This window comes from Streptomyces sp. NPDC059909, assembly GCF_042730885.1.
Classification (GTDB): Bacteria; Actinomycetota; Actinomycetes; order Streptomycetales; family Streptomycetaceae; genus Streptomyces.
Genome location: NZ_JBHWKX010000041.1, coordinates 45,288 through 66,949, shown reverse-complemented (window position 1 = coordinate 66,949; position 21,662 = coordinate 45,288). Strand labels below are relative to the sequence as shown.

At 70.7% G+C, this 21,662-nt stretch carries 19 protein-coding genes; 6 read left to right on the top strand and 13 right to left on the bottom strand.

The annotated features are described in order from the left end of the window. The first annotated feature begins 608 nt into the window (after nucleotides 1-608). Together ACFV9O_RS25785 and ACFV9O_RS25780 are read left to right on the top strand one after the other, a co-directional pair. On the top strand, nucleotides 609-2,558 hold the full coding sequence (locus tag ACFV9O_RS25785) for a glycosyltransferase family 2 protein (protein WP_385421602.1): 1,950 nt from the start codon (nucleotides 609-611) through the stop codon (nucleotides 2,556-2,558). Then, a complete protein-coding gene (locus ACFV9O_RS25780) occupies nucleotides 2,555-4,507 on the top strand; it encodes a galactose oxidase-like domain-containing protein (protein ID WP_385421600.1) in 1,953 nt (650 codons plus the stop codon). The genes ACFV9O_RS25785 and ACFV9O_RS25780 overlap by 4 nt, the downstream gene beginning before the upstream one ends. Before the next feature lie 86 nt (nucleotides 4,508-4,593). On the opposite strand, the gene ACFV9O_RS25775 is transcribed toward ACFV9O_RS25780, so the two are convergent. From ACFV9O_RS25775 to ACFV9O_RS25715, 13 genes are all read right to left on the bottom strand, one after another. Beyond that, nucleotides 4,594-5,619: a glycoside hydrolase family 6 protein gene (locus ACFV9O_RS25775; RefSeq protein WP_385421611.1), complete on the bottom strand. Its 1,026-nt coding sequence runs from the start codon at nucleotides 5,617-5,619 to the stop codon at nucleotides 4,594-4,596. A gap of 87 nt (nucleotides 5,620-5,706) precedes the next feature. Beyond that, nucleotides 5,707-6,390: a class F sortase gene (locus ACFV9O_RS25770; RefSeq protein ID WP_385421599.1), complete on the bottom strand. Its 684-nt coding sequence runs from the start codon at nucleotides 6,388-6,390 to the stop codon at nucleotides 5,707-5,709. A gap of 5 nt (nucleotides 6,391-6,395) precedes the next feature. Then, a complete protein-coding gene (locus tag ACFV9O_RS25765; protein ID WP_385421597.1) occupies nucleotides 6,396-7,337 on the bottom strand; it encodes a hypothetical protein in 942 nt (313 codons plus the stop codon). Between the two features lie 116 nt (nucleotides 7,338-7,453). Next, complete coding sequence (locus ACFV9O_RS25760) at nucleotides 7,454-8,233, bottom strand: HAD-IIA family hydrolase (protein ID WP_385421596.1); 780 nt, start codon at nucleotides 8,231-8,233, stop codon at nucleotides 7,454-7,456. 130 nt (nucleotides 8,234-8,363) lie between these two features. Beyond that, nucleotides 8,364-9,425 (bottom strand): 2-aminoethylphosphonate ABC transporter substrate-binding protein, encoded by a 1,062-nt coding sequence (locus ACFV9O_RS25755; RefSeq protein WP_385421594.1) that lies wholly within the window; start codon nucleotides 9,423-9,425, stop codon nucleotides 8,364-8,366. A gap of 41 nt (nucleotides 9,426-9,466) precedes the next feature. After that, nucleotides 9,467-10,264: an ABC transporter permease gene (locus tag ACFV9O_RS25750; protein WP_385421593.1), complete on the bottom strand. Its 798-nt coding sequence runs from the start codon at nucleotides 10,262-10,264 to the stop codon at nucleotides 9,467-9,469. Then, nucleotides 10,251-11,135 (bottom strand): 2-aminoethylphosphonate ABC transporter permease subunit, encoded by an 885-nt coding sequence (locus ACFV9O_RS25745; protein WP_385421591.1) that lies wholly within the window; start codon nucleotides 11,133-11,135, stop codon nucleotides 10,251-10,253. The genes ACFV9O_RS25750 and ACFV9O_RS25745 overlap by 14 nt, the downstream gene beginning before the upstream one ends. Next, nucleotides 11,128-12,180 carry an ABC transporter ATP-binding protein gene (locus ACFV9O_RS25740; RefSeq protein WP_385421589.1) on the bottom strand — a complete coding sequence of 351 codons (1,053 nt, stop codon included), beginning with the start codon at nucleotides 12,178-12,180 and terminating at the stop codon, nucleotides 11,128-11,130. The genes ACFV9O_RS25745 and ACFV9O_RS25740 overlap by 8 nt, the downstream gene beginning before the upstream one ends. Beyond that, nucleotides 12,177-12,920, bottom strand: a complete 744-nt coding sequence (locus ACFV9O_RS25735; RefSeq protein ID WP_385421587.1) for a phosphonatase-like hydrolase — start codon at nucleotides 12,918-12,920, stop codon at nucleotides 12,177-12,179. Before ACFV9O_RS25735 ends, ACFV9O_RS25740 begins: the two co-directional genes overlap by 4 nt. An 8-nt stretch (nucleotides 12,921-12,928) precedes the next feature. Further along, nucleotides 12,929-14,065, bottom strand: coding sequence for a TIGR03364 family FAD-dependent oxidoreductase (locus tag ACFV9O_RS25730; RefSeq protein WP_385421585.1), 1,137 nt, complete (start codon nucleotides 14,063-14,065; stop codon nucleotides 12,929-12,931). A 184-nt stretch (nucleotides 14,066-14,249) separates the two neighbouring features. After that, nucleotides 14,250-15,023, bottom strand: a complete 774-nt coding sequence (locus ACFV9O_RS25725) for a GntR family transcriptional regulator (RefSeq protein ID WP_385421583.1) — start codon at nucleotides 15,021-15,023, stop codon at nucleotides 14,250-14,252. A gap of 34 nt (nucleotides 15,024-15,057) precedes the next feature. Next, on the bottom strand, nucleotides 15,058-15,816 hold the full coding sequence (locus tag ACFV9O_RS25720; protein WP_385421581.1) for a hypothetical protein: 759 nt from the start codon (nucleotides 15,814-15,816) through the stop codon (nucleotides 15,058-15,060). A 250-nt stretch (nucleotides 15,817-16,066) separates the two neighbouring features. After that, nucleotides 16,067-17,413 carry an ROK family transcriptional regulator gene (locus tag ACFV9O_RS25715; protein ID WP_385421580.1) on the bottom strand — a complete coding sequence of 449 codons (1,347 nt, stop codon included), beginning with the start codon at nucleotides 17,411-17,413 and terminating at the stop codon, nucleotides 16,067-16,069. Between the two features lie 48 nt (nucleotides 17,414-17,461). Here ACFV9O_RS25715 and ACFV9O_RS25710 point away from each other — a divergent pair, with 48 nt between their 5' ends. The 4 genes from ACFV9O_RS25710 to ACFV9O_RS25695 all read left to right on the top strand — a co-directional run bounded on the left by ACFV9O_RS25710 (nucleotide 17,462) and on the right by ACFV9O_RS25695 (nucleotide 21,524). Further along, a complete protein-coding gene (locus tag ACFV9O_RS25710) occupies nucleotides 17,462-18,550 on the top strand; it encodes a Gfo/Idh/MocA family oxidoreductase (RefSeq protein WP_385421578.1) in 1,089 nt (362 codons plus the stop codon). Further along, entirely contained in the window at nucleotides 18,547-19,050 is a 504-nt protein-coding gene (locus ACFV9O_RS25705) for a heme-degrading domain-containing protein (protein WP_385421576.1), read from the top strand. The genes ACFV9O_RS25710 and ACFV9O_RS25705 overlap by 4 nt, the downstream gene beginning before the upstream one ends. 320 nt (nucleotides 19,051-19,370) lie before the next feature. Beyond that, a complete protein-coding gene (locus ACFV9O_RS25700) occupies nucleotides 19,371-20,975 on the top strand; it encodes a hypothetical protein (protein WP_385421574.1) in 1,605 nt (534 codons plus the stop codon). 66 nt (nucleotides 20,976-21,041) lie between these two features. Further along, a complete protein-coding gene (locus ACFV9O_RS25695; protein ID WP_385421572.1) occupies nucleotides 21,042-21,524 on the top strand; it encodes a carboxypeptidase-like regulatory domain-containing protein in 483 nt (160 codons plus the stop codon). Nucleotides 21,525-21,662 lie beyond the last annotated feature (138 nt).

Sequence of the window (21,662 nt, the reverse complement as noted above, 5' to 3'; positions counted from 1 at the left end):
GGATGCCGCCGCGCCGGGCCACGTCGCCGTAGGACCAGCCCTGCTGCTCCAGCCGGCTCTTCACCAATTCCTGCAGTGCATTGGCCACGCGAGGGATTCTTCCTTCTGACAGGTCGGTTGGCCAAAACTCTCGTAACTGACTTGCAGCGGGGCGCCGGACAGGCTAGCGTCCAATAAGTCCGGACGATCCGTCCGAGAGCGTTGGACGTTATGCCCCACGGCTGCTGCTGCAACGCAACTCATAGGTTCAACGCTTCGCGCCCCGGCGGGTCACGGCCCGGCACCGGGCGCCCTTGCGATCACGGCCCCTCTCCGAGAACCTGTCCTGGAGTCCGCCGCCACCCATGGGGAGGCAGCGGACTCGAACAGTTACCACTTGGGGGGAGTTCGAGGGGGATTCTCCGGTTGCACCGACCGCGGGGTGGGGGGCCCTGTTCGCGAACAGATGTCCGGGCCGGGCATCATGCAACCGGAAGGTCGCCATCTCATGTCTACGGGGACGGTGGCCTGCCATTGACGCGTCCGGGTCGGCTGGTCGAGGGGGACCGAGGTCCGGGCGAAGAGAACCGAACGATCACGCAGCCAGCAGGCGTGCGGGGGGATGACTCATGACGTCGACGCCGACCGGCGCCCGGCACCAGGACAACGACCCGTCCCGGACCACTCAGCTTCGGGTTCCCCCGCAGCTCCGAGCAGGCGGGTCCCGGTTGCGCCCGAAGAAAACGGCGCTTCCGCGGTACGACTACGAGCACTACAGCCGGCTCGCCGGCCCCCTCACCCAGCCCGACCCGTCGAAGCCGTACAAGGTGCAGTACCGCTCGCTGCTGTCGCAGGAGCCGCACCGCGTCCGGGCCGCGCTGCTCCTCGGCGCCGCGCCGCTGGTCTCGCTGGGCCTGTTCGCCTGGCTGATGCAGCCTCAGCACTGGACCGAGCGCGACCCGAACCTCAAGAACGACCTGCTCCTGTGGCTCGACATCGTCATGCTCGTCTCGATCGGCCTGATCGAGCTCTTCCGGACGATGAACGTGCTGTCCAATGCGCACGCGACCCTCGTCGCCCGTGATCCCGTCCCCGTCGTGCCGGAGCACGGCACCCGGGTCGCCTTCCTCACCTCCTTCGTCCCGGGCAAGGAACCCCTGGAGATGGTGACGAAGACCCTCGAGGCGGCGGTGAAGATCCGCCACCGCGGGCTGATGCACGTCTGGCTGCTCGACGAGGGCGACGACCCGGCCGTCAAGGAGGTCTGCGCACGCCTCGGGGTCCACCACTTCTCCCGCAAGGGCATAGCCAAGTGGAACCAGGCCAAGGGCGCCCACCGGGCCAAGACCAAGCACGGCAACTACAACGCCTGGCTTGAGGCCCACGGCGGGAACTACGACTTCTTCGCCTCCGTCGACACCGACCACGTACCGCTGCCGAACTACCTGGAGCGAATGCTCGGCTACTTCCGCGACCCGGACGTCGGATTCGTCATCGGCCCCCAGGTCTACGGAAACTACGACACCTTCGTCACCAAGGCCGCCGAGTCCCAGCAGTTCCTCTTCCACGCCCTGATCCAGCGCGCGGGCAACCGCTACGGCGCCCCCATGTTCGTCGGCACCTCCAACGCCGTCCGGATCAAGTCGATCAAGCAGATCGGCGGCCTGTACGACTCGATCACCGAGGACATGGCGACGGGCTTCGAGATGCACCGCGCCCGCAACCCCGAGACCGGCAACAAGTGGCGCTCGGTCTACACCCCGGACGTGCTCGCCGTCGGCGAGGGCCCGAGCGCCTGGACCGACTTCTTCACCCAGCAGCTGCGCTGGTCGCGGGGCACGTACGAGACGATCCTCAAGCAGTACTGGAGGGGCTTCGGGACGCTGCCGCCCGGGAAGCTCTTCAACTACACGATGATGATCATCTTCTACCCGATGTCCGCCCTCAACTGGATCCTGGCGGCGCTGAGCTGCGCCCTGTTCCTGGGCATGGGCGCCTCGGGTGTGCAGATCGACCCGGCCATCTGGATGATGCTGTACGGCAACGCCTCGGCGCTCCAGATCGGCCTCTACATCTGGAACCGCCGCCACAACGTCTCGCCGCACGAGCCGGAGGGCTCCGGAGGACTCGCCGGCATGGTGATGTCCGCACTCTCCGCGCCGATCTACGCGCGCTCCCTCATGGACGCCGTACTGCGCCGCAAGAGCAAGTTCGTCGTGACCCCCAAGGGCGACTCGTCCAGCCCGGACACCCTCTTCGGCACGTTCCGGATCCACCTCTTCTTCATCCTGGTCTTCGGCGGCTCGCTCGCGGCCTCGTTCTTCAACGGGCACGACCACCCGGCGATGATCACATGGGCCTCCCTGGCCCTGCTGATCACGGCGGCGCCCATCTTCGCCTGGCGGTACACCGTCCGCGCGGAGAAGAAGAAGCGCAACGCGCAGCCTCCCGCCGGAGACGGCACGCCCGGTCCGCAGGGCCCGCAGCCGCCCGCCGGCGCGCATGAGCCCCAGCAGAAGCCGCATTGGGCCCCCGCGGACCAGACCATGCAGATCGCCCTTGGGGGACGTAAGAAATGAGCGCACTTCCCGTCCGGCCGGACTACCGCAAGAACCGGGCCCGACGGATCCTGATCGGCGTGGCGGTGGTGGCGGTGGTGGCCGGGTTCAACGGCCCCGCCCTCTACCGCTACGGCTCGGCCGAGTACCACGAGTACAAGATCAACCGCCCTGAGTACAAGGCGGCGAACGGCCACTGGGACTTCCTCGACGTCCCGTCCGAGTACCGGATCAACTCGATCCACGCCGCCCTGCTGCACACCGGCAAGGTCCTGCTGATCGCGGGCTCCGGCAACAACCAGAAGAACTTCGACGCGAAGAAGTTCGAGTCGGTGCTGTGGGACCCGAAGACGAACGACTTCAAGCTGATACCGACGCCCAAGGACATGTTCTGCGCCGGGCACACCCAGCTGCCCGACGGCAAGCTGCTGGTCGCGGGCGGCACCAAGCGGTACGAGAAGCTGAAGGGCGACGTCACCAAGGCGGGCGGCCTGATGATCGTCCACAACGAGGACCCGGACAAGCCGATCACGCTGCCCGCCGGCACGAAGTTCACCGGCAAGAAGAACGGCAAGACCTTCGTCTCCAAGGACCCGGTGCTGGTCAAGCGGGCGAAGAAGGTCTTCGACCCGGCGACCGGCAGGTTCCTGCGCACCGAGGCGGGCCTGGGCCGGATCTACGTCGAGGCCGAGGAGTCCGGGAAGTCGCACGAGACGGGCACCGAGGACAACTACCGGGTGCACGGCCTCAAGGGCTCCGACACCCGCAACGTCTACGGCATCGCGCAGAAGCTCGCCCTCGACAAGAAGGATTTCCAGGGCATCAAGGAGGCCTACGAGTTCGACCCGGTCGCCGAGAAGTACATCAAGGTCGACCCGATGAACGAGGCCCGCTGGTACCCGACCCTGACCACGCTCGAGGACGGCAAGGTCCTCTCCCTCTCCGGTCTCGACGAGATCGGGCAGATCGTGCCCGGCAAGGACGAGATCTACGACCCGGAGACCAGGACCTGGGAGTACACGGGCTTCGAGCGGCGCTTCCCGACCTACCCCGCCATCTTCCTGATGGACAACGGGAAGCTCTTCTACTCCGGTTCGAACGCCGGGTACGGTCCGGCCGACGTAGGCCGTGACCCCGGCGTCTGGGATCCGGAGACGAACGACTTCGAGAAGATCCCGGGGCTGAGCGACCCGGACAGGATGGAGACCTCGGCGACGGTCATGCTGCCGCCCGCCCAGGACCAGAAGTTCATGGTCATCGGCGGGGGTGGGGTCGGCGAGTCCGAGAAGTCCAGCGAGAAGTCCCGGCTGGTCGATCTGAAGGACCCGAAACCCCGCTTCACGGACGGCGCTTCGCTGGACAAGGGCACCCGCTACCCGAGCGCCTCGCTGCTCCCCGACGACAGCGTGCTGGTCACCGGCGGCTCCGAGGACTACCGCGGACGCGGGGGCTCCAACGTCCTGGAGGCGCGGACGTACGACCCGAAGAAGGGCACGTACACGCGCGTGGCCGACCCGCGGGTCGGACGCAACTACCACTCGGGGTCGGTGCTGCTGCCCGACGGGCGAGTGCTGATCTTCGGCTCCGACTCGCTCTTCGCCGACGACGCCAACACCAAGCCCGGCGTCTTCGAGCAGCGGATCGAGATCTACACGCCCCCGTATCTCTTCCGGGACGCACGGCCGGGGATCAGCGGCGGGCCGAAGAGCATCGAGCGCGGCGGCTCGGGCACGTATCTGAGCCCGCAGGCGGCGAAGCTGAGGACGGCCAAGCTGATGCGGCCGAGCGCGGTGACGCATGTGACGGACGTCGACCAGCGCTCGATCGCGCTGGAGATGACGAAGACGGCGGACGGCTTCGAGGTGACCGTGCCGAAGAACCGGTCCCTGGTGCCGTCGGGCTGGTACATGCTCTTCGTCACGGACGACAAGGGCACCCCGTCCGAGGGCGTGTGGGTGGAGGTTCCGTAGGGGCGTGCGGGGCGGGGTCCGGGGTTCTTTCCCCGCCCCGCCCCTTCCCGGACCGGGGGCATGCCCCCGGTCCGGACCCCGCACGCCTACTTCGTGTTCCGCGCCAGCTCCAGCGCGTACTCCGGATACCAGTCCCCCGCCTTCGGCCCGCCCTTGCAGTCCCCGTCCGACTCCCCCGGCCGCTTGACCCACAGATAGGCGTCGACGAGCGGATCGCCCGTCTTCGTCGTGGGCAGCTCACCGAGCGCACGCCCCGGCGGGTTGCACCAGTTCTCCTTGGGATCGCCCTCCGTGTACGGCCCGTTGCCGTTGCGGCTGGTGTCGACGACGAAGGGCTTGTTCCCGACCTTCGCGGAGAGCTTCCTGCCGAAGTCCTTGCTGGCCTCCGTGGTCTGGAAGTTCGAGACGTTGACCGCGAAGCCGTCGGCCGCGGCGATGCCCGCCCACTGGAGCGGCTCGAAGAGGGAGTCGGGCTGGGACCAGCCCGCGTTGCCCGCGTCCAGGTAGACCTTGGTGGCGGGCTGCTGCTTGAGCCGCTCGATGGCGCCCTTCAGCAGGTCGTACCGCTCCTCGTGGAACTCGTCCGGTGTGCAGCCGTCCACGAGGTGCAGCACGGCGTCCGGTTCGAGGACGACCGTGGCGGGCCGGTCGCCGATGCCCTTGGCGACCTTGTCGACCCACTGCCGGTACGCGTTCCCGTCGGCGGCGCCGCCCTTGGAGAACTGCCCGCAGTCGCGGTGCGGGATGTTGTAGAGGACCAGCAGGGCGTCCCGGTCCGCCTTCTCGGCGGCCTCCGTGAATCCCTTCGCCTCGGCCTCCGGATTGTCCGGGCCGATCCATTCGCCGACCGGCTGCTCCGCGATCTTCCTGATCAGCTCGGCGCTCTTCCCGTCGCCTCCGTCGAGATACGAGGCGACCTGCTTGGCGGCCTTCCCGTCGGGGTTGACCCAGAACGGGTCCGTCCCCTTCGGCTGCTGGGCGATCGACGCCCTGTTGTCCCCGCCCCCTCCGGCGTCACCGTCGCCGTCGGATGACGAACACCCCGCCAGCAGCAGCGCGGCCCCCGCGGCGGCTGCTCCCCAGTGGGCACGCCCGACGTAACTGCCGTACATCCACTCCCCCTTGGTGCGCTGTCGCACGATGTCGAGGCCACCCCCCAGGCGCCCCTCCCCCGGACAAGACCGGGCGAATCAATCCTCTCAGATCCCGCGGGCGTCCGTCAGATACGCCGACACCACCACGTTCGCCGTGTACGACCCCGAGACGCGGTCGTAGGCTCCGCCGCAGGTGATCAGCCTCAGCTCCGCCCTGCCCGGCTGCCGGGCCCCGTACACCTTCCGCGCGTCGAACCGGTCCCGGTCGAAGACCTGCACGTCGTCGATCGTGAACTCGGCGACCGAGCCGTCGGTCCGGGTCACCCGGACCTTCTGGCCGGGACGGGCCGCGCTGAGCCCGTAGAAGACGGCCGGCTTGGTCCTGGTGTCGACATGGCCGACGAAGAGCGCCGCGCCCTCTGCCCCGGGCAGGGTGCCGGTGCCGAACCAGCCGACGGTCTGCGGCATGGCGTACGGCGGCGGATCGACCGCTCCCGTGGCGTCCAGCCCGCGGGCCATGACCGGGGCCGTGATCCCTATCGAGGGGATCTCCACTTTGCTCGGCTGGGCGGGCCTCAGCGGGCGGCGGGCGGGCGGCAGCGGTACGCCGGGGGGCCGGCCGACCGCGGCCACGTCACCCGTCGTGGGCGCCGAGGTGCTGCCGGGGCCTTCGGTCGCCTCGCGCCCCCACAGCCACAGGCCCAGCAGCAGCACGGCCCAGGCCACGCCCGTGAGCAGCCTGCCGGTTCCCGACGTACGGCCGCCGGAAGCACCGTCACCGGAGTCCATGGCGGTCAGTCCGTGTCCGCCGGGCCCACGCGCCGGCGCCGTGAGCTGCGGAATGCCACGGCCACCGCCGCCACGCCCGCGAGGACCAGCCCGATCACGGTGTGGGGGGTGCCGGGGCCCTGCTGGTCGGCGCGCTTGGCGTCCTCGGAGGCGAGGGACGTGGCGGTACCGCCGCCACCGGCCCGTACCGGGGCGTAGGGGGTGTCGTCGGGATCGGGGTCCACGGACGGCAACTGGCTCTCGTCGTGGTTCTGGCCTGCGTCCTCGTCCTCGTCGTCCTCGTCGTCGCCCTCGTGGCCCTGGCCCCCGTCGTCCTTGCCGCCGTTGTCCTTGTGGCCGTCGTCCTTGCCGCCGCCGTTGTCCTTGTGGCCGTCGTCCTTGCCGCCGCCGTTGTCCTTGTGGCCGTCGTCCTTATGGCCGTCGTCCTTGCCGCCGTCGTCCTTATGGCCGTCGTCCTTGCCGCCGTCGTCCTTGTCGCCGTCGTTGCCCTTGCCGCGCTTGTCGCCGTCGTCCTTCCCGCCCTCGTCGCGCTTGTCGCCCTCGTCGGGGCGGTGCGTCGGCTCCGCCCGGCTCTGGGCGCCCTGCTGGGCGACCGTGAGCGTGCCCACCCGGGTGAGGGGGCTGCCGTTGCAGGTGACGCTGATGTCGTAGGTGCCGGCGCCGAGACCGGATCTGACCGTCGTCTCCCCGAAGAGGAAGCTCTGCGGGCCCACGCCGCTCGACAGCTCGGCGTCGGTGACGAACGCCGAGGACCTGGCGGTGCCCGTCGTGCCCCGGCAGCCGGTGACGTGCAGTTCCACCTCGCCCCCTGGCCTGGCGGAGGTGGGGGTGACCGTGGCCTTGGCCTGCCCGCCTTCCTCGGCGTACGCGAGCCCTGCGGCGGGTGCCAGCATCAGCGCACCGGTGGCCGCCCCCACCACACGGAGAGCAATCGGAACAGAACGCATTGTGAACCTCCTGGTATCAGAAGATTCACGCGGTTTGCCCGTTTCCGCATCTCCAGGGGACCCGGATGGGTCATCGCCGGAAGCCCCGGACGGGTCAGGTACGGGTCAGGTACGGATCAGATGCGGTCCACCAGATCGGCGATCGAGTCGACGACGTTCGACGGGCGGAACGGGTACCGGTCGATGTCTGCCGGCGCCGTCAGGCCCGTGAGCACGAGGAAGGTCTCCATCCCCGCCTCGAGACCGGCCAGGACGTCGGTGTCCATCCGGTCCCCGATCATCGCGCTGGTCTCCGAATGCGCCCCGATCGCGTTCAGGCCCGTGCGCATCATCAGCGGGTTCGGCTTGCCCGCGAAGTACGGGTCCTTGCCGGTGGCCTTGGTGATCAGCGCGGCGACCGAGCCGGTCGCGGGCAGCGGGCCCTCCGGGCTCGGGCCGGTCTCGTCCGGGTTCGTTCCGATGAAACGGGCCCCCTGGTTGATCAGCCGGATGGCCTTGGTGAGGGCCTCGAAGCTGTACGTACGGGTCTCGCCGAGGACGACGTAGTCCGGCTCGTGGTCCGTGAGGACGTACCCGATGTCGTGCAGGGCCGTGGTCAGCCCCGCCTCACCGATGACGTACGCCGTGCCGCCGGGGCGCTGGTCGTCCAGGAACCGGGCGGTGGCCAGCGCGGACGTCCAGATGTTGTCCACGGGCACGTCCAGGCCCATGCGGGCGAGCCGGGCGTGCAGGTCGCGGGGGGTGTAGATGGAGTTGTTCGTGAGGACCAGGAAGGGCTTCCCGGTCTCGCGGAGCTTCTTGATGAAGGAGTCGGCGCCCGGGATCGGAACGCCTTCATGGATCAGAACACCGTCCATGTCGGTGAGCCAGGATTCGATCGGCTTGCGCTCTGCCATGGGCGTGCTCCTGCCATACGCGTGTGCGATGTGCGAGTGGGGCGCCGCGACGACGGTGTGGCGACGCCCCCAGGGTAATCAGGAAGCCCGGATCTTGACCCCACGCCTGAGTGGGCTGGACCCGTTACCCTCAGCTGCCGGTCGCGGCCTTCCAGGAGTCGATGTACTTCTGGAGGTTCTTGTCGATGTCCTTCCAGTCCGGCTCGAAGACCTGGACGCCCTGCAGGATCTTCGCCAGCTCGATGGCGTTGGCGTCGGTGGCCTTGACGTCGCTGCGCGCGGAGAAGCCGCCGCCGATCTCGCTGACCTGCTTCTGGGCCTTCTCGCTCAGCAGGTAGTCGAGGAGCTTCTTGCCGTTCTCGGTGTGCGGGGCGTCGTTGACGAGGCCCGCGGCGTACGGGAGGGCGAACGTGGTGGGCTGCCCGCCCTGCTTCGCCGGGAACCAGATGCCGAGGTTCGGCATGGACCTGGACTGGGCGAAGTTCATCTGGACGTCGCCGTTGGCGACGAGGATCTCGCCCTTGTCGACCTTGGGGGCGAGCTTGGAGGTGGAGGAGGACGGGCCGACGTTGTTGGCCTGGAGCTTCTTCAGGTACTCCATCGCCGGCGCTTCGCCGCCGAAGTCGTGCATCGCCTTGATGACCACGGCGGTGCCGTCGCCCGCGATGCCCGGGGTGGAGTACTGGAGCTTGTCCTTGTACTTCGCGTCCAGGAGCTCTTCCCAGGTCTTCGGGGCCTCCTTCATCTCCTTCTTGTTGTGGATGAATCCGAAGTAGTTGTTCACGACCGAGGTCCACTTGCCGTCACCGGACTTGTCGGCGCCGTTGACCTTGTCGGAGCCGGCCGGCTCGTACGCCTGGAGCAGCCCCTTGGAGTCGGCCTGCTGGATGAACGGCGGGAGGGTGACGAGCACGTCGGCCTGCGTGTTGCTCTTCTCGCGGGCGGCGCGCTGCACCATCTCGCCGGAGCCACCCTCGACGTACTCGACCTTGATGCCGGTCTCCTTCTCGAAGTCCTTGAAGACCTGGTCGTACCAGCCGTCGCCGTTCTCGCCCTTGAGGCCGTCGGCGCTGTAGACGGTGACGACCTTCTCGTCGGAGGCGGCGGAGGTGCCTCCGCAGGCGGTGAGGCCGGCGGCGAGGGCGAGGCTGCCGGTGACGGCGGCGGTGATCTTGATGACGTTGCGGCGCATGACGAAGAACAACTCCTTGCGGGATGAGGGGATGTACCGGGTCAGCGGTACGAGGCCTTGGTGCGGATACGGGAGACGGCGAGCAGGACGAGCAGCGTCGTGGCCATGAGGACCACGGCGACGGCGGAGCCGGTGAAGAGGGATCCACGGTCGGTGGCGGTGAAGATCAGCACCGGGAGCGGCATCCAGTCCGGCGGGTAGAGCATCATCGTGGCGCTCAACTCGCCCATGGACAGGGCGAAGCAGAGCCCCGCGGCCGCGTTCAGCGACGGCAGCAGCAGCGGCAGCTTCACTCGCCACAGGACGTACGAGGGGCGCGCACCGAGGCTGGCCGCCGCCTGCTCGTACATCGGGTCGAGACGCACGATGGCCGCCGAAACCGACTGGTAGGCGAACGCCGTGACAAGAACGGTGTGCGCGAGGATCACGATCCAGCGCGTGCCGTTGAGGAGCAGGGGCGGCTGTGAGAAGGCGACGAGTACGGCCAGGCCGACGACCACGGACGGTACGGCGACCGGCAGCATGAACAGTGCGTCGAGGACGCGGCGCCCACGCCTGTTGAGCGAGGCGGCGGCGAGGGCCGCCCAGGTGCCGATGGCGAGCGCGAGGACGCCGGCCGTCACCGCCGTGACCAGGCTGGTGGTCAGGGCCTGGAGCGACTCCCCGCGGACGGCCGCCGTGTAGTGCTCGGCGGTCGGTCCCGAGGGGAACGCCCCTGACCAGTTGGTCGAGAGCGACGCCGCGACGATGACGAGCAGCGGCAGCGCGAAGAGCGGCAGGAAGAGGGCGAGGAACAGGGCCCAGGTGGCCCACTTGCCCGTACGGCTATGCACCAACACGGCGGCTCACCACCCGGTAGATCCCGTAGAGCCCCACGGAGATCGCGATGTTGACGACGGCGACCACGCAGGCCGCCGCGTAGTCGGATTCGAGGATCGCCTTGCTGTAGACGAGCATCGGGAGCGTCGTGACGCCCTTGGCTCCGGTGAAGAGCACGATGCCGAACTCGTTGAGGCACATGACGAGGACGAGGCTGCCGGCGGCGGCGAGCGCCGGGAGGACCTCGGGCAGGATCACCTGGCGGATGATCCGGGCCGGCCGCGCGCCCAGCGAGGAGGCGACCTCCAGCTGTGCGGTGTCGAGCTGCGAGAACGCGGCGAGCAGCGGGCGCATCACGAAGGGCGTGAAGTACGTGATCTCCGCGAGGAGTACGCCCCAAGGCGTCGTCAGGAAGTGGAACGGACCGCTCGACGCCCCCGTGACGTCCGTCCACAGGCCGTTGGCCATGCCGACCGTGCCGTAGACGAACAGCAGCGCGAGCGTGATCAGGAACGACGGGAAGGACAGGAACACGTCGATGAACTTCGCGACCGCCCTGCCGCCGGGGAACGGCACGAACGCGATGATCAGCGCCAGCGTGAACCCGAGCACCAGACACCCGGCGGTCGCCGCGACGGCCAGCCACACGGTGGTGGTCAGCGCCTCCCGGAAGGCCTGCGAGGCGAAGACGTCGGCGTAGGCGCCGGGGGCGAGGGACTCCTGGACGACGAGTGCGAGGGGGTAGAGGAAGACGACCCCGAGGACGGCGACGGGCGGAAGTGCCCAGATCCAGCGAGCCGTTGTGGGCATTCGTTCCGCCGGGGCCGATGGGGTGGGCACAACCCCCGGTACCGGGTGCCGTTCCGTGAGAAGGTCACCGGGACTAGCCATCGGTCACCCCTGCGGCCAGCAGCACCGCGTCCTCCGGCGCGAAGTGCACCGTGACCTCGTCCCCGAGCGCCGGCGTCTCGCGCAGCTCGCGCAGGTCCGCCTTGACCCGGTGGCCGTCGACGTCGACGTACAGCCGGTGCGTCGCCCCCCGCCACTGCACCTCCGCCACGCGGCCCCGCAGCGCGTTCGGCCCCTCCCCCAGACCCACGAGGTGCGGCCGTACGCACAGGGTGGCGTGGGCCCCCGGTGCCACGTCGGCGGTGGGGACCTCCAGTTCCCGGCCGGCGAAGGTCACGGCGTCCGAGCCGACCTTGACCGGCAGCAGGTTCGCGTTTCCGACGAACGACGCCGTGAACTCCGTCCGCGGCCGCCGGTACAGGTCCTGCGGCGTTCCGCAGTCCTGGAGGCGGGCCTTGTCCATGACCGCGATCCGGTCGGCCAGGGTCAGCGCCTCGACCTGGTCATGGGTGACGTACAGGATCGACACGTCGGGCAGTTCGCGGTGCAGTCGGGCCAGCTCGGCCAGCATCCCGGACCGCAGCTGGGCGTCCAGCGCGGACAGCGGCTCGTCGAGGAGCAGCACGTTCGGCCGGATCGCGAGCGCGCGGGCGATCGCGACGCGCTGCTGCTGCCCGCCCGAGAGCTCGCGCGGGTACCGCCTGGCGTAGGCCGCCATGCCGGTCATCTCCAGCGCCTCGGCGACGCGCCCGGGTATCCCGGCCTTCGGCGCCTTCTGCGCCTTGAGTCCGAAGGCCACGTTGTCCTCGACGCGCATATGCGGGAAGAGGGCGTACTGCTGGACGACCATGCCGATGCCGCGGCGGTGCGGCGGCAGGGCGGTGACGTCCCGGTCGCCGATGAACACCCGCCCGGAGACGGGCCGTACGAATCCGGCGACCGCGCGCAGGGCGGTGGTCTTGCCGGAGCCGGAGGGGCCGAGGAGGGCCATGACCTCGCCGGGCTCGACGGTCAGGTCGAGGCTGTCGAGGACGGTGGTGCCGCCGTACGCGACGCAGACACGGTCGAAACGGATGCCGCTGGTCATACGTCCGCCTGCGCGAGCAGTGCGGGCAGTTCCGCGACCGAGCCGAGGACATGCGTGGCGCCGTGGGCGGTCAGCTGCGCCTTGTCGTGGGCGCCGGTGAGGACGCCCGCCACCACGCGCGCCCCGGAGCGCACACCGCTGAGCATGTCGTACGAGGTGTCGCCGGCGACCGCGATCTGCTGCACGCCGTCCACCGCGCCCGTACGCAGGAACGCGGCGAGCACCATGTCCGGGTACGGGCGCCCGCGTCCGCCCGCGTCGGCCGGGCAGAGGGTGAGCGGGACCAGGCCCTGCCAGCCGAGCGCGTCGAGGATCGCGTCCTGGGTGGCCCGGGCGAAGCCGGTGGTGAGGACGACGGTCCTGCCCTGCTCCTGGAGGTGCTCGATGGCGGCGCGGGCGCCGGGGATCTCGGCGATGCGGCCGCCGTCGACGAGTTCGCCGTAGGCCTCCTCGAAGGCCTTGTTGGCCGCCTGGGCCCTGGCCTCGTCGCCGAAGAGGTGACGGAAGACGGAGATCTTGGACTCGCCCATGGTGGCGCGGACGTGGTCGAGCATGCCCGGCATCGACTCCGGCTCCGTGCCGAGCCGTTCGGCGGCCCTGGTGAAGGCCTGCTCGACGAGGCCGCCGTCGGCGACGGTGGTGCCGGCCATGTCGAGGACGACCAGGTCGATGCCCTTCGTGCTCAAGCTCGGGCTCGTGCTCGTGGTCACGTTGGTGCTCGCGTTCGTGTTCGTGGTCATGGGGTGGTTCACCAGCCCAGTTCGTCGGCGGTCGTCTCGGCGATGGCGGGCGAGCAGGTCATGCCGCGCCCGCCGGGTCCGGTCACCAGCCACACGCCGTCGCGCACCTGCTGGCGGTGGACGACGCGGGAGGTGTCGGTGCACTGGGCGTACACGCCGGCCCAGCGGCGGCGGATCTTCGGCAGCGGACGGCCCAGGAAGCCCTCGACGACCTGCGTGAGGTGCTCGTAGGGGTCCTCGAGGGTGTCGAAGGCGAAGGGGTGCTCGTACTCGTGCGTGTCGCCGATGGTCAGCCCGCCGTCGCGGCGCTGCACCATCAGCAGCTGCATCTTGTGCGCGGCGGCCGCGGGCTGCTGCGCCTGACCGGCGTTGAGGGCGTCGAGCGCGTCGGAGGCGTACGCCGGGTAGTAACGGAAGGAGTCGGCGTCGGCGACGGACGTGGTGAGCGGCTCGCCGAGCGGGTCGGTCTGCGCCATCTGGAGCCGTACGCGGCGCACGGGCAGATCGGGGACGAGCTCGCGGACGAGTCCGCCGAGCCAGGCGCCGGTGCACAGGACGACGGCGTCGCCGCTGTGGACGTCGCCGTGGTCGTCGCGCACGGCGCTGCGTCCCTTTGTGCCGGGCTCGATGACCTCGCGGACCTCGCGGCCGGGAAGGAAGGTGTAGCGGCCGGACGCCAGCAGGGCCTTGCGCAGGGCCAGTTGTGCGGTGCGGGGCTCCACGGCCGCGTCCCGCTCGCAGTACAGGGCCGACACGAACTCGCCGCGCAGGGCCGGGTTGATGGCACGCGCCTCGTCCGCGGTGACCAGCTTGTAGCCGCGGGCGGCGGCGTCGGCCCGGGCGACGGCCGCCTCGGCGACGGCGAGCTCCAGGTCGTTGCGTACGGGCGTCAGCGAACCGATGGCCCGGAACCCGAGCTCGGGGACCCGGGCGCCGATGCCCTCCCACAGCTCCCGCGCCCGCAGCGCGGTCTCCAGCTCCTCACCGCCGGCGCGGCCGCTCACCCATATCTGCCCGAAGTTGCGCAGGCTCGCCCCGCGCGCTTCGGCCTCCCGCTCGATCTGCACGACCTCGTGGCCGCGCTCCACTGCATGCCAGGCGTGCATGGTTCCCACCACGCCGGCTCCTACGACGATGACTCGCATGGCCGCAACGGTCCTCGCGACCGGTGACCCGATGGGGGCCGGTCGGCAACGGGACGGTGAACGGGCCATCAAGGTTGGCCTAGACCCGTTATCGTTTCGTGATACGGGGGAGGTCGGGGGCCGATGGCAGCGAGGGGCGGGAGGGGGACGGCCGCCGCAGGCCAGGGCAGGGGCTGGGCCCGGGCTAGGCCCCGCCCACCAGATGCGCCGAGAAGCTGAAGCGGTCCCCCCGGTACAGGGTCCGCACGCGCTCCAGCGGCCGCTTCGCCGTGTCCCGCGAGACCCGGTGGATCAGCAGCATGGGCAGTGCGGGCGGAGTCCCGATGAGCAGCGCCTCCCGCGGCGTCGCCAGCACGGTCTCGATGCGCTCGTCCGCGTCGCCGAACTCGATCCCGAGCCGGTCGCGGAGGTACGCGTAGAAGGACGAGTCCGGGTCGAAGTCGCTGTCGAGCCGCGGCACGCGCGCGACCGCGACGTACGTGCTCTCCAGGCCGACCCGCTCCTCGTCCGCCAGCAGCACCCGTTCCATGTGCCAGACGGGTTCACCCTGCTCGAGACCGGTCTCCTCGGCGAGCCGCGGCGTGCACGGGAAACGGTCGAGGGAGACGAGGTTACGGCCGGGCGTACGGCCCTGGCGTCGCACGCCCTCGGTATAGCTCGCGAGCGAGAGCGGCTGTTCCAGCTTGGGGCCCGCGACGACGGTGCCCCTGCCCTGGCGGCGGAGCCGGCCTTCGAGGAGGAGTTCGCGCAGCGCCTGTCGCACGGTCTCGCGCGAGACCTCGAACCGTACGGCGAGGTCGCGTTCGGTGGGCAGCAGCCCGCCTTCGCCCAACTCGTCTATCAGGGCGGCCACTTGGGCCTTGACCGCGTAGTACTTGGGAATACGCCCGTGCTCGGGGATGCCCGAGCGGACGGGAGCGCCGGGCGCCTGATCGTGCAGGTAGTTCGGGTGGTCCACCGGGGGATGGTCCCAGACGTGGGTGAACGGCAGGTCAGCGGCGCCCGGAGCGGAGCCTGCGGGCACCCGCGAGGAGCAGGAGCCCGGCGGCGAGGAGTGCGCTGACGGCGGCGGCGAGGCCGATGTCGTAGTGCGTACCGGTCGGGGCGAGCTCCTCCGCGTCGAGCGGGACCTCGTAGAGCTGCTCCTCGGAGGCGAGCAGGCTGAACGTGTAGTCGTCGGACTGCCCCACCCAGTCGCCGTCGGCGCCGCGGCGCTGGACGACGGCGGCGTTGGCGACGACGGTGTCGGCGAGCGTGTCGGTGGCGGGGAAGGCGAGGCGGACGGGGATGGTGACCGTGGCGCGGCCGGGGACGGTGAAGCCACCGAATCCCCTCGCGCGCGTAGCGGCCCCACCGAACGCGCCGACCGCCTCCCCCTGGTCGGTCTGCTCGAACGTCACCGGCCGCCAGGTCCGGCTCCCCTCGTCGTAGAACTCCATCCGGATCCTGGCGGGGGTGAGCAGATGGTCCCGGCCCAGGAGCACGACGACCGGGTATATGTTCCGGCAGGTCTCGGCCGTGGTGTTGACCAGCACCACCGAGAACTCCCCCGGGCCGGAACCGGCCCGGTACGCCGCCGGGCCGCCCTGGATCCTGGCGGTGATGGGAAAGACCGGGGCCTGGACGTCTCCGCAGACCGGCTGCAGCGGCGGTTCCGCGCCGTAGGCCTGGGCGGCCGCGAGGGCCTGGCCCACAAGGACGACGGGGGCGATCAGAACCGCGGCGAGCGAGAGGGCGAGTGCGTTGCGCATACGTAAGAGGCCTTTGCTGCTCGCGGACCGCCTTGGCGATCACCCGGCCGGGGCCGGGGACCACCCTGCCCCCATCAGAACCGCCCCGCCGCGGCCGACACGATCGCGCAGGCCCGAACGGCCGCGACGCATCCCTCGTATCAGCGTATTTTCAGCCGTCTGTGATTGGCGTCGGGGCGGGCCGTGGTGCGGAACCGCTCGTGCGGGGGAGCCGCTGGTGGTGGGGCACTGCCGTCAGGGAGCACCGCCGTCACAGGGCACTGCGCGGCTCGGCCCTCAGCGGTGGCGGGGACGCGTACGCCGCCTCGGCCCGTCCGAACACCGGTGCGAGGACCAGCTGGGCGGCGCCCTCGGCGACCCGGTAGGCGCCGCCGCCCGCGGGCCCGACCTGTGCCCGGGTGCGCGAGACGAGCGTGGCCCTCACCCCTCGTATGAACTCCGCCTCGGCCGCGGCGACGACCCGGCCGCCGAGCAGCACCTGGTCGATGTCGAGCAGCTCGACCAGGTTCGCGACACCGATCCCGAGCACCCGTGCGGCTTCGGCGATGTCGCCCCGTGCGACGGCGGCCAGACACAGCGCCTCGATGCACCCGCGCTTGCCGCATTCGCACGGGGGTCCGTCGAGCTGGACGATCTGGTGGCCGAACTCCCCGGCCCCCGTCCGCACGCCCCGGTACAGCTCCCCGTCGAGCACGAGTCCCGCGCCTATCCCGGTCCCGAGGTGCAGATATGCGAAGGAACCGCCCGTTCCACGCAGGACGAGCCCGAGGGCGGCGGCATTGGTGTCCTTGTCGAGCACGACCGGGAGTCCCAGCCTGGCCGCCAGCTTGTCGCGCAGCCGGTACCCGTCCCACTCCGGGTACCCGGTGACGCGGTGGGGCACCCCGGCGAAGTGGTCGAGCGGCCCGGGCATGGCCACCCCGACTCCGAGCACCAGCGTCCGCGGTTTCTTGCGCGGACCACGGACGGCCGACAACGCTTCCGCCATCCCGTCGGCCGTCGTCCGGTCGGCCGTCTCGGCGGCCACGCCCTCGGCGGTCCCGTCAGCCGCTTCGGCCTCATCGGCCAGGGCGGCGGCCATGCCCCCGGCCTTCTCGTCGGGCAAGGAATCGGCCAGCAGGGTCCGCACCTGCTCGGCCGCCTGCCCCGTCACGACGTCCGGGCCGGCGCCGAGGTCCAGGGGAACCACGCGGGTGGCCACCCGCGTACCGGCCAGGTCCATCAGGACCGCCGTCATCTCGTCGCGGTCCAGCTGCACCCCCACCGCGTACGCCGCCGACCGCACCAGGCACAGCACCGTACGCGGTTTGCCCCCGGTCGAGGCGCGGCGTCCGGCCTCCTCGACCAGCCCCTCGTCCCGGAGCCGGGCCGTGATCTTGCTGACGGCCTGCGGGGTGAGGCCTGTGCGGTCGGCGATCTCGAGCCGGCTGATGCCGTTCTCCCCCGCGGCACGCAGCAGGTCGAGCGCCAGGGCCGCATTGTGGCTGCGCAGCAGCGGCAGATTGACGCCCGGTCCGCCGCCCGCGGACGCGCCCGCACCCGAGTCCTCTCCGGGTACTCCGATCGCCCTGGCCCTGTTCACCCTCACCCTTCCCATTGTGCTCCCCGCTTGCCCTTCGGCAACAGCGTTGCTTAAGTAGGGGACGTGACTGGTACCTCCTCGCCTCTCCGCGTCGGGCTCGTGGGCTACGGCCTCGCGGGTTCCGTCTTCCACGCCCCGCTGATCGCCGCGACCGAGGGCCTCGTCCTCGACACGGTCGTGACGTCGAACGAGGAGCGCCGGGAGCAGGCCCGCGCCGAGTTCCCCGACATCCGCTTCGCCGACACGCCCGACGAGCTGTGGTCGCGCGCGGACGAGCTCGACCTGATCGTGATCGCGTCCCCGAACAAGACGCACGTCCCGGTCGCGACCGCCGCCCTCGAGGCCGGCATCCCGGTGGTCGTGGACAAGCCGATCGCGGGCACGGCCGCCGAGGCCCGCTCCCTCGCGGCCCTCGCCGAGGAGCGCGGCCTGCTCCTCTCGGTCTTCCAGAACCGCCGCTGGGACAACGACTTCCTCACGCTCCAGGCGCTCCTCGCGGACGGCGAGCTCGGCGAGGCCCAGCGCTTCGAGTCCCGCTTCGAGCGCTGGCGCCCCCAGCTCAAGGGCGGCTGGCGCGAGTCCGGCGCCCCCGAGGAGATCGGCGGTCTGCTCTACGACCTGGGCAGCCACGTCGTCGACCAGGCCCTGGTCCTCTTCGGCCCGGTGGTCCGGGTGTACGCGGAGTCCGACGTGCGCCGCCCCGGCGCCGAGACCGACGACGACACGTTCATCGCCCTCACCCACGCGAACGGCGTCCGCTCGCACCTGTACGTGAGCGCGACCACGGCCCAGCTCGGCCCCCGCTTCCGGGTCCTCGGCTCGGCCGCCGGCTACGTCAAGTACGGCCTCGACCCTCAGGAGGCCGCCCTGCGCGACGGCAAGCGCCCGTCCCCGGACGACGCCGACTGGGGCGTGGAGCCGGAGTCCCTGTGGGGCCGGATCGGCTCGGGAGAGTCCCCGCTCACGGGCGGTGGGCGACCGGTCAGGACCCTGCCGGGCGACTACCCGGCGTACTACGCGGCGGTGGCCGCCGCCCTGCGCGACGGCACCCCGCCCCCGGTCACGGCCCGCGAGGCCGCCGCCGCCCTCGACGTCCTGGAGGCGGCCCGCCGCTCCGCCCACGAGGGCATCACCGTGGAGCTCGGCGCATGAACGCCTCCCCGGCCACCCCTGCCTCCCCCGGACCCTCCGGCGCCCCCGACATCGCGGCGCTCGAGACCCAGGAACGGCAGCTGACGCTGCGCCAGTTCACGTACAGCGACGCCTGGACGCTCGGCTCGATGCTCGTCGAGCTGGCACGCGAACGCCATGCGCCGGTCGCGATCGACATCCGCCGCGGCGGCCAGCAGCTGTTCCACAGCGCACTGCCGGGTTCGTCGGCCGACAACGACGCCTGGATCGACCGCAAGCGCCGCGTCGTCGAACGCTACGGCGAGAGCTCGCTCCTCGTCGGCAGCCGGTTCCGCGCCAAGGGAACGACGTTCGAGGAGTCGTCCCGCCTCGATCCCGACCGGTACGCGGCACACGGCGGGTCGTTCCCGATCCGCGTCAAGGGCGCCGGCGTCATCGGCACGGTCACGGTCTCCGGCCTCCCCCAGGCCGAGGACCACGCGATGGTGGTCGAGGCGCTGACGCGCCTCATGTCCACCTGAGCCCGCGGAGGGGGTGAATCCCCCGCACCCCCTCCGCGGCACCTTCTCCGCGCCGTTCACCTCTGGAACGGCGCGTGCTTCCGGCTGCCCGCCGCCGCCCCCGCCGCGGCGGCGCACCGGTGCTGTCGACGTCTCACGGGGCGTCAGCCGCGGTTCTTCACCGAAGTTATGTGCATAGCGGAGATATCAGCATTCAGGTGGTTTCTCCGACTACCTCCCCTCAGCTCCCGGTCATTCTCCGTTCCCCCTCACACGATGAGCGCAGGAATCCCGATGCGCGGTTGCCTCGTGGCCGCGAAAACTCGAGATGAGGACCTGCCTTGACGTCCAGAAGGAGAGCCCGGCCACTGCTGCCGCTGCTGCTGCTGGTGACGCTCGCCCTGAGCTTGGGTCTGCCACGGACTGCGGCCGCCACCACGGCGGACGGCGAACCGTCCGCCGTGGTGGCGAAGGACGAGATCCGGGTATCCGCGGCGAAGGTCGCCACCCCGAGTGGGCACGCCCAGCCTGTGAAGCAGACCCCGGTACCGGCACCGCGGCTCACGGCAACCGCCCCGCAACTCGCCGCGTCCCGGGCGATGAAGCCGCCCGAGCGCCCGGCGATTCCCGTTCGGCGGTCCGGCGCCCTCGCGCCACCCGCGCTCCGGAGCAACTTCGAGGGGCTCGGCCAGAGCCCGTCGGGTGCGCGCCCGCCGGACACGCACGGCGCCGTCGGGCTCAACCACTTCGTGGAAGTCACGAACGGCCGCGGGCTCGGCATGTTCCAGAAGTCGAACGGCGCGCTCGTGAAGAGCGTGACGTTCGCCAGTTTCTTCGGCTACACGGCGCAGGCGATCTTCGACCCGCGGGTCGTGTACGACAAGAAGTGGAACCGATGGGTCGTCGTCGCCACGGCGTTCCAGGAGAGCGCTACGATCCAGCACGTCTTCCTCGCGGTGTCCACCACCTCCGACCCCACGGGCTCCTTCTACCTCTACAAGTTCGACGTGCCGGAGCCGTCGGGTGACTTCTTCGACTTCCCGCAACTCGGCATGGACCAGGACGCCGTGATCGTGACGGCCAACATCTTCACCGGGAACACCTACGCCCGTTCGCGGGTGATGGGCATCGCCAAGTCGGACGTCTACAACGGACACGCCTTCTCCATGCTCTACCTCAGCCTCGGCAAAGCGGGCTCCGTGGCGCCTCCGATCGTGGAGGACAACAACGCGAACGCGTTTCTCGTGGTGGCCGGCGTCGGCTCGCCCACCGCGCTGAAGCTGTTCCGCGCGAGCGGCCTCGGCCGGAGCAACGCGAGCATCGCCGCCCCGGTCGATGTGCCGGTGCCCGCGTTCTCGCTGCCGCCGGACGCCCGTCAGCCCGGAGTCGCCGACCGGCTCGACACCCTGGACGCCCGTTTCCAGAACGCCAGTACGCAGATCGGCAACCGGCTCCTCAACGTCCACACCATCAACGTGGGCAACTTCCCGACACCGCGGTGGTACCAGATCAACACGTCCACCACCACCGTGGCCCCCACGGAGATGGGCATCCTCCGCGAAGGCGTCGATTCGGACGACTTCAACCCGGCGGTTGCCGGTTCGGCCATCGGCGGCACCGCCCTGAACCCCATCGGGCGGATGTTCTTCACCTGGTCCTCGACGGACGTGGTCGGCACGGGCCGGCATCACGCCAGTGTGAAGGGGAGCGGGCGCCTGGCCACCGACCCCGTCAACATCACCGGGGGCGCGACCCTCACCACGGCGACGACTCCGTACACCCCCTCGACCGACTCCGTCGAGCGCTGGGGCGACTACTCCGCGGTGTCGATCGACCCGGTGGCGGCCGGCACGTGCGCTGCCGGCCAGCGCGCCTGGATCGTCAACGAGCGGCACGTCAACACGACTCAATGGGGCTCGCGAATCGGCGGGTTCGGCTTCTGCTGACCGGATACGGTGGCGGGGAGGTCGGGAACGACCCCACCCCGCCATCGCTCCCAAGGAGTGAGCACCATGTCGGAGCGTCCAGGCCGGGGTAACCGCACCGCCACATGCGGAATGTCCGTACGGCGATGCCGACTGTTCGCCTTGGCCCCGCTGGTCGTGCTGGTCGTGCTGGTGGCCCTCACCACCGGATGCGGGAACTCACCCGCCGTAAGGTCCAGCAGTTCCCCGACGCTGCCGGCGTCCGGGGTAGTGGGTGTGGTGGTCCTGTATCCGGTCTGCCCGGTAGAGAGCGTCCCGGCAGAGGGCGGTGAGAACCCCTGCCGGGCGGTACCCACCGAGGCGACCGTACGAGTACGCGATGCCTCGGACGCCCTCGTGGCAACCGTGAGCAGCGGGCACGACGGCAGGTTCCGGGCCTCGCTGCGGCCCGGCACGTACGTGCTGGAGGCCACAGCCCCCGGGAGCGTCGGCTGCCACCCGATCGGTGTGACCGTCCCGCCCGGCACGTACGCGGACGTGACGGTCCGCTGCGACACAGGCATCCGCTGAGGCCGGTGAGCGCCACGGCGCTCACCGGCAGGGGGGCGCGCGGCGCCGGGGCCGAGGCGGCGGGGGAGAGAGCACCCCGCCCAAGACCCCCCCCCCAAGAACCGCCCCCCCCCTCCCCCCCCCCCCCCCCCCCCCCCC

Bases quoted from the DNA above. Each gene is read 5' to 3' on its own strand.
- ACFV9O_RS25760 (WP_385421596.1), bottom strand. From the start codon at position 8,233: ATGGCAGAGCGCAAGCCGATCGAATCCTGGCTCACCGACATGGACGGT.
- ACFV9O_RS25720 (WP_385421581.1), bottom strand. From the start codon at position 15,816: ATGCGCAACGCACTCGCCCTCTCGCTCGCCGCGGTTCTGATCGCCCCC.
- ACFV9O_RS25775 (WP_385421611.1), bottom strand. From the start codon at position 5,619: ATGTACGGCAGTTACGTCGGGCGTGCCCACTGGGGAGCAGCCGCCGCG.
- ACFV9O_RS25765 (WP_385421597.1), bottom strand. From the start codon at position 7,337: ATGCGTTCTGTTCCGATTGCTCTCCGTGTGGTGGGGGCGGCCACCGGT.
- ACFV9O_RS25785 (WP_385421602.1), top strand. From the start codon at position 609: ATGACGTCGACGCCGACCGGCGCCCGGCACCAGGACAACGACCCGTCC.
- ACFV9O_RS25770 (WP_385421599.1), bottom strand. From the start codon at position 6,390: ATGGACTCCGGTGACGGTGCTTCCGGCGGCCGTACGTCGGGAACCGGC.
- ACFV9O_RS25780 (WP_385421600.1), top strand. From the start codon at position 2,555: ATGAGCGCACTTCCCGTCCGGCCGGACTACCGCAAGAACCGGGCCCGA.
- ACFV9O_RS25730 (WP_385421585.1), bottom strand. From the start codon at position 14,065: ATGCGAGTCATCGTCGTAGGAGCCGGCGTGGTGGGAACCATGCACGCC.
- ACFV9O_RS25695 (WP_385421572.1), top strand. From the start codon at position 21,042: ATGTCGGAGCGTCCAGGCCGGGGTAACCGCACCGCCACATGCGGAATG.
- ACFV9O_RS25705 (WP_385421576.1), top strand. From the start codon at position 18,547: ATGAACGCCTCCCCGGCCACCCCTGCCTCCCCCGGACCCTCCGGCGCC.
- ACFV9O_RS25755 (WP_385421594.1), bottom strand. From the start codon at position 9,425: ATGCGCCGCAACGTCATCAAGATCACCGCCGCCGTCACCGGCAGCCTC.
- ACFV9O_RS25715 (WP_385421580.1), bottom strand. From the start codon at position 17,413: ATGGGAAGGGTGAGGGTGAACAGGGCCAGGGCGATCGGAGTACCCGGA.
- ACFV9O_RS25745 (WP_385421591.1), bottom strand. From the start codon at position 11,135: ATGGCTAGTCCCGGTGACCTTCTCACGGAACGGCACCCGGTACCGGGG.
- ACFV9O_RS25740 (WP_385421589.1), bottom strand. From the start codon at position 12,180: ATGACCAGCGGCATCCGTTTCGACCGTGTCTGCGTCGCGTACGGCGGC.
- ACFV9O_RS25735 (WP_385421587.1), bottom strand. From the start codon at position 12,920: ATGACCACGAACACGAACGCGAGCACCAACGTGACCACGAGCACGAGC.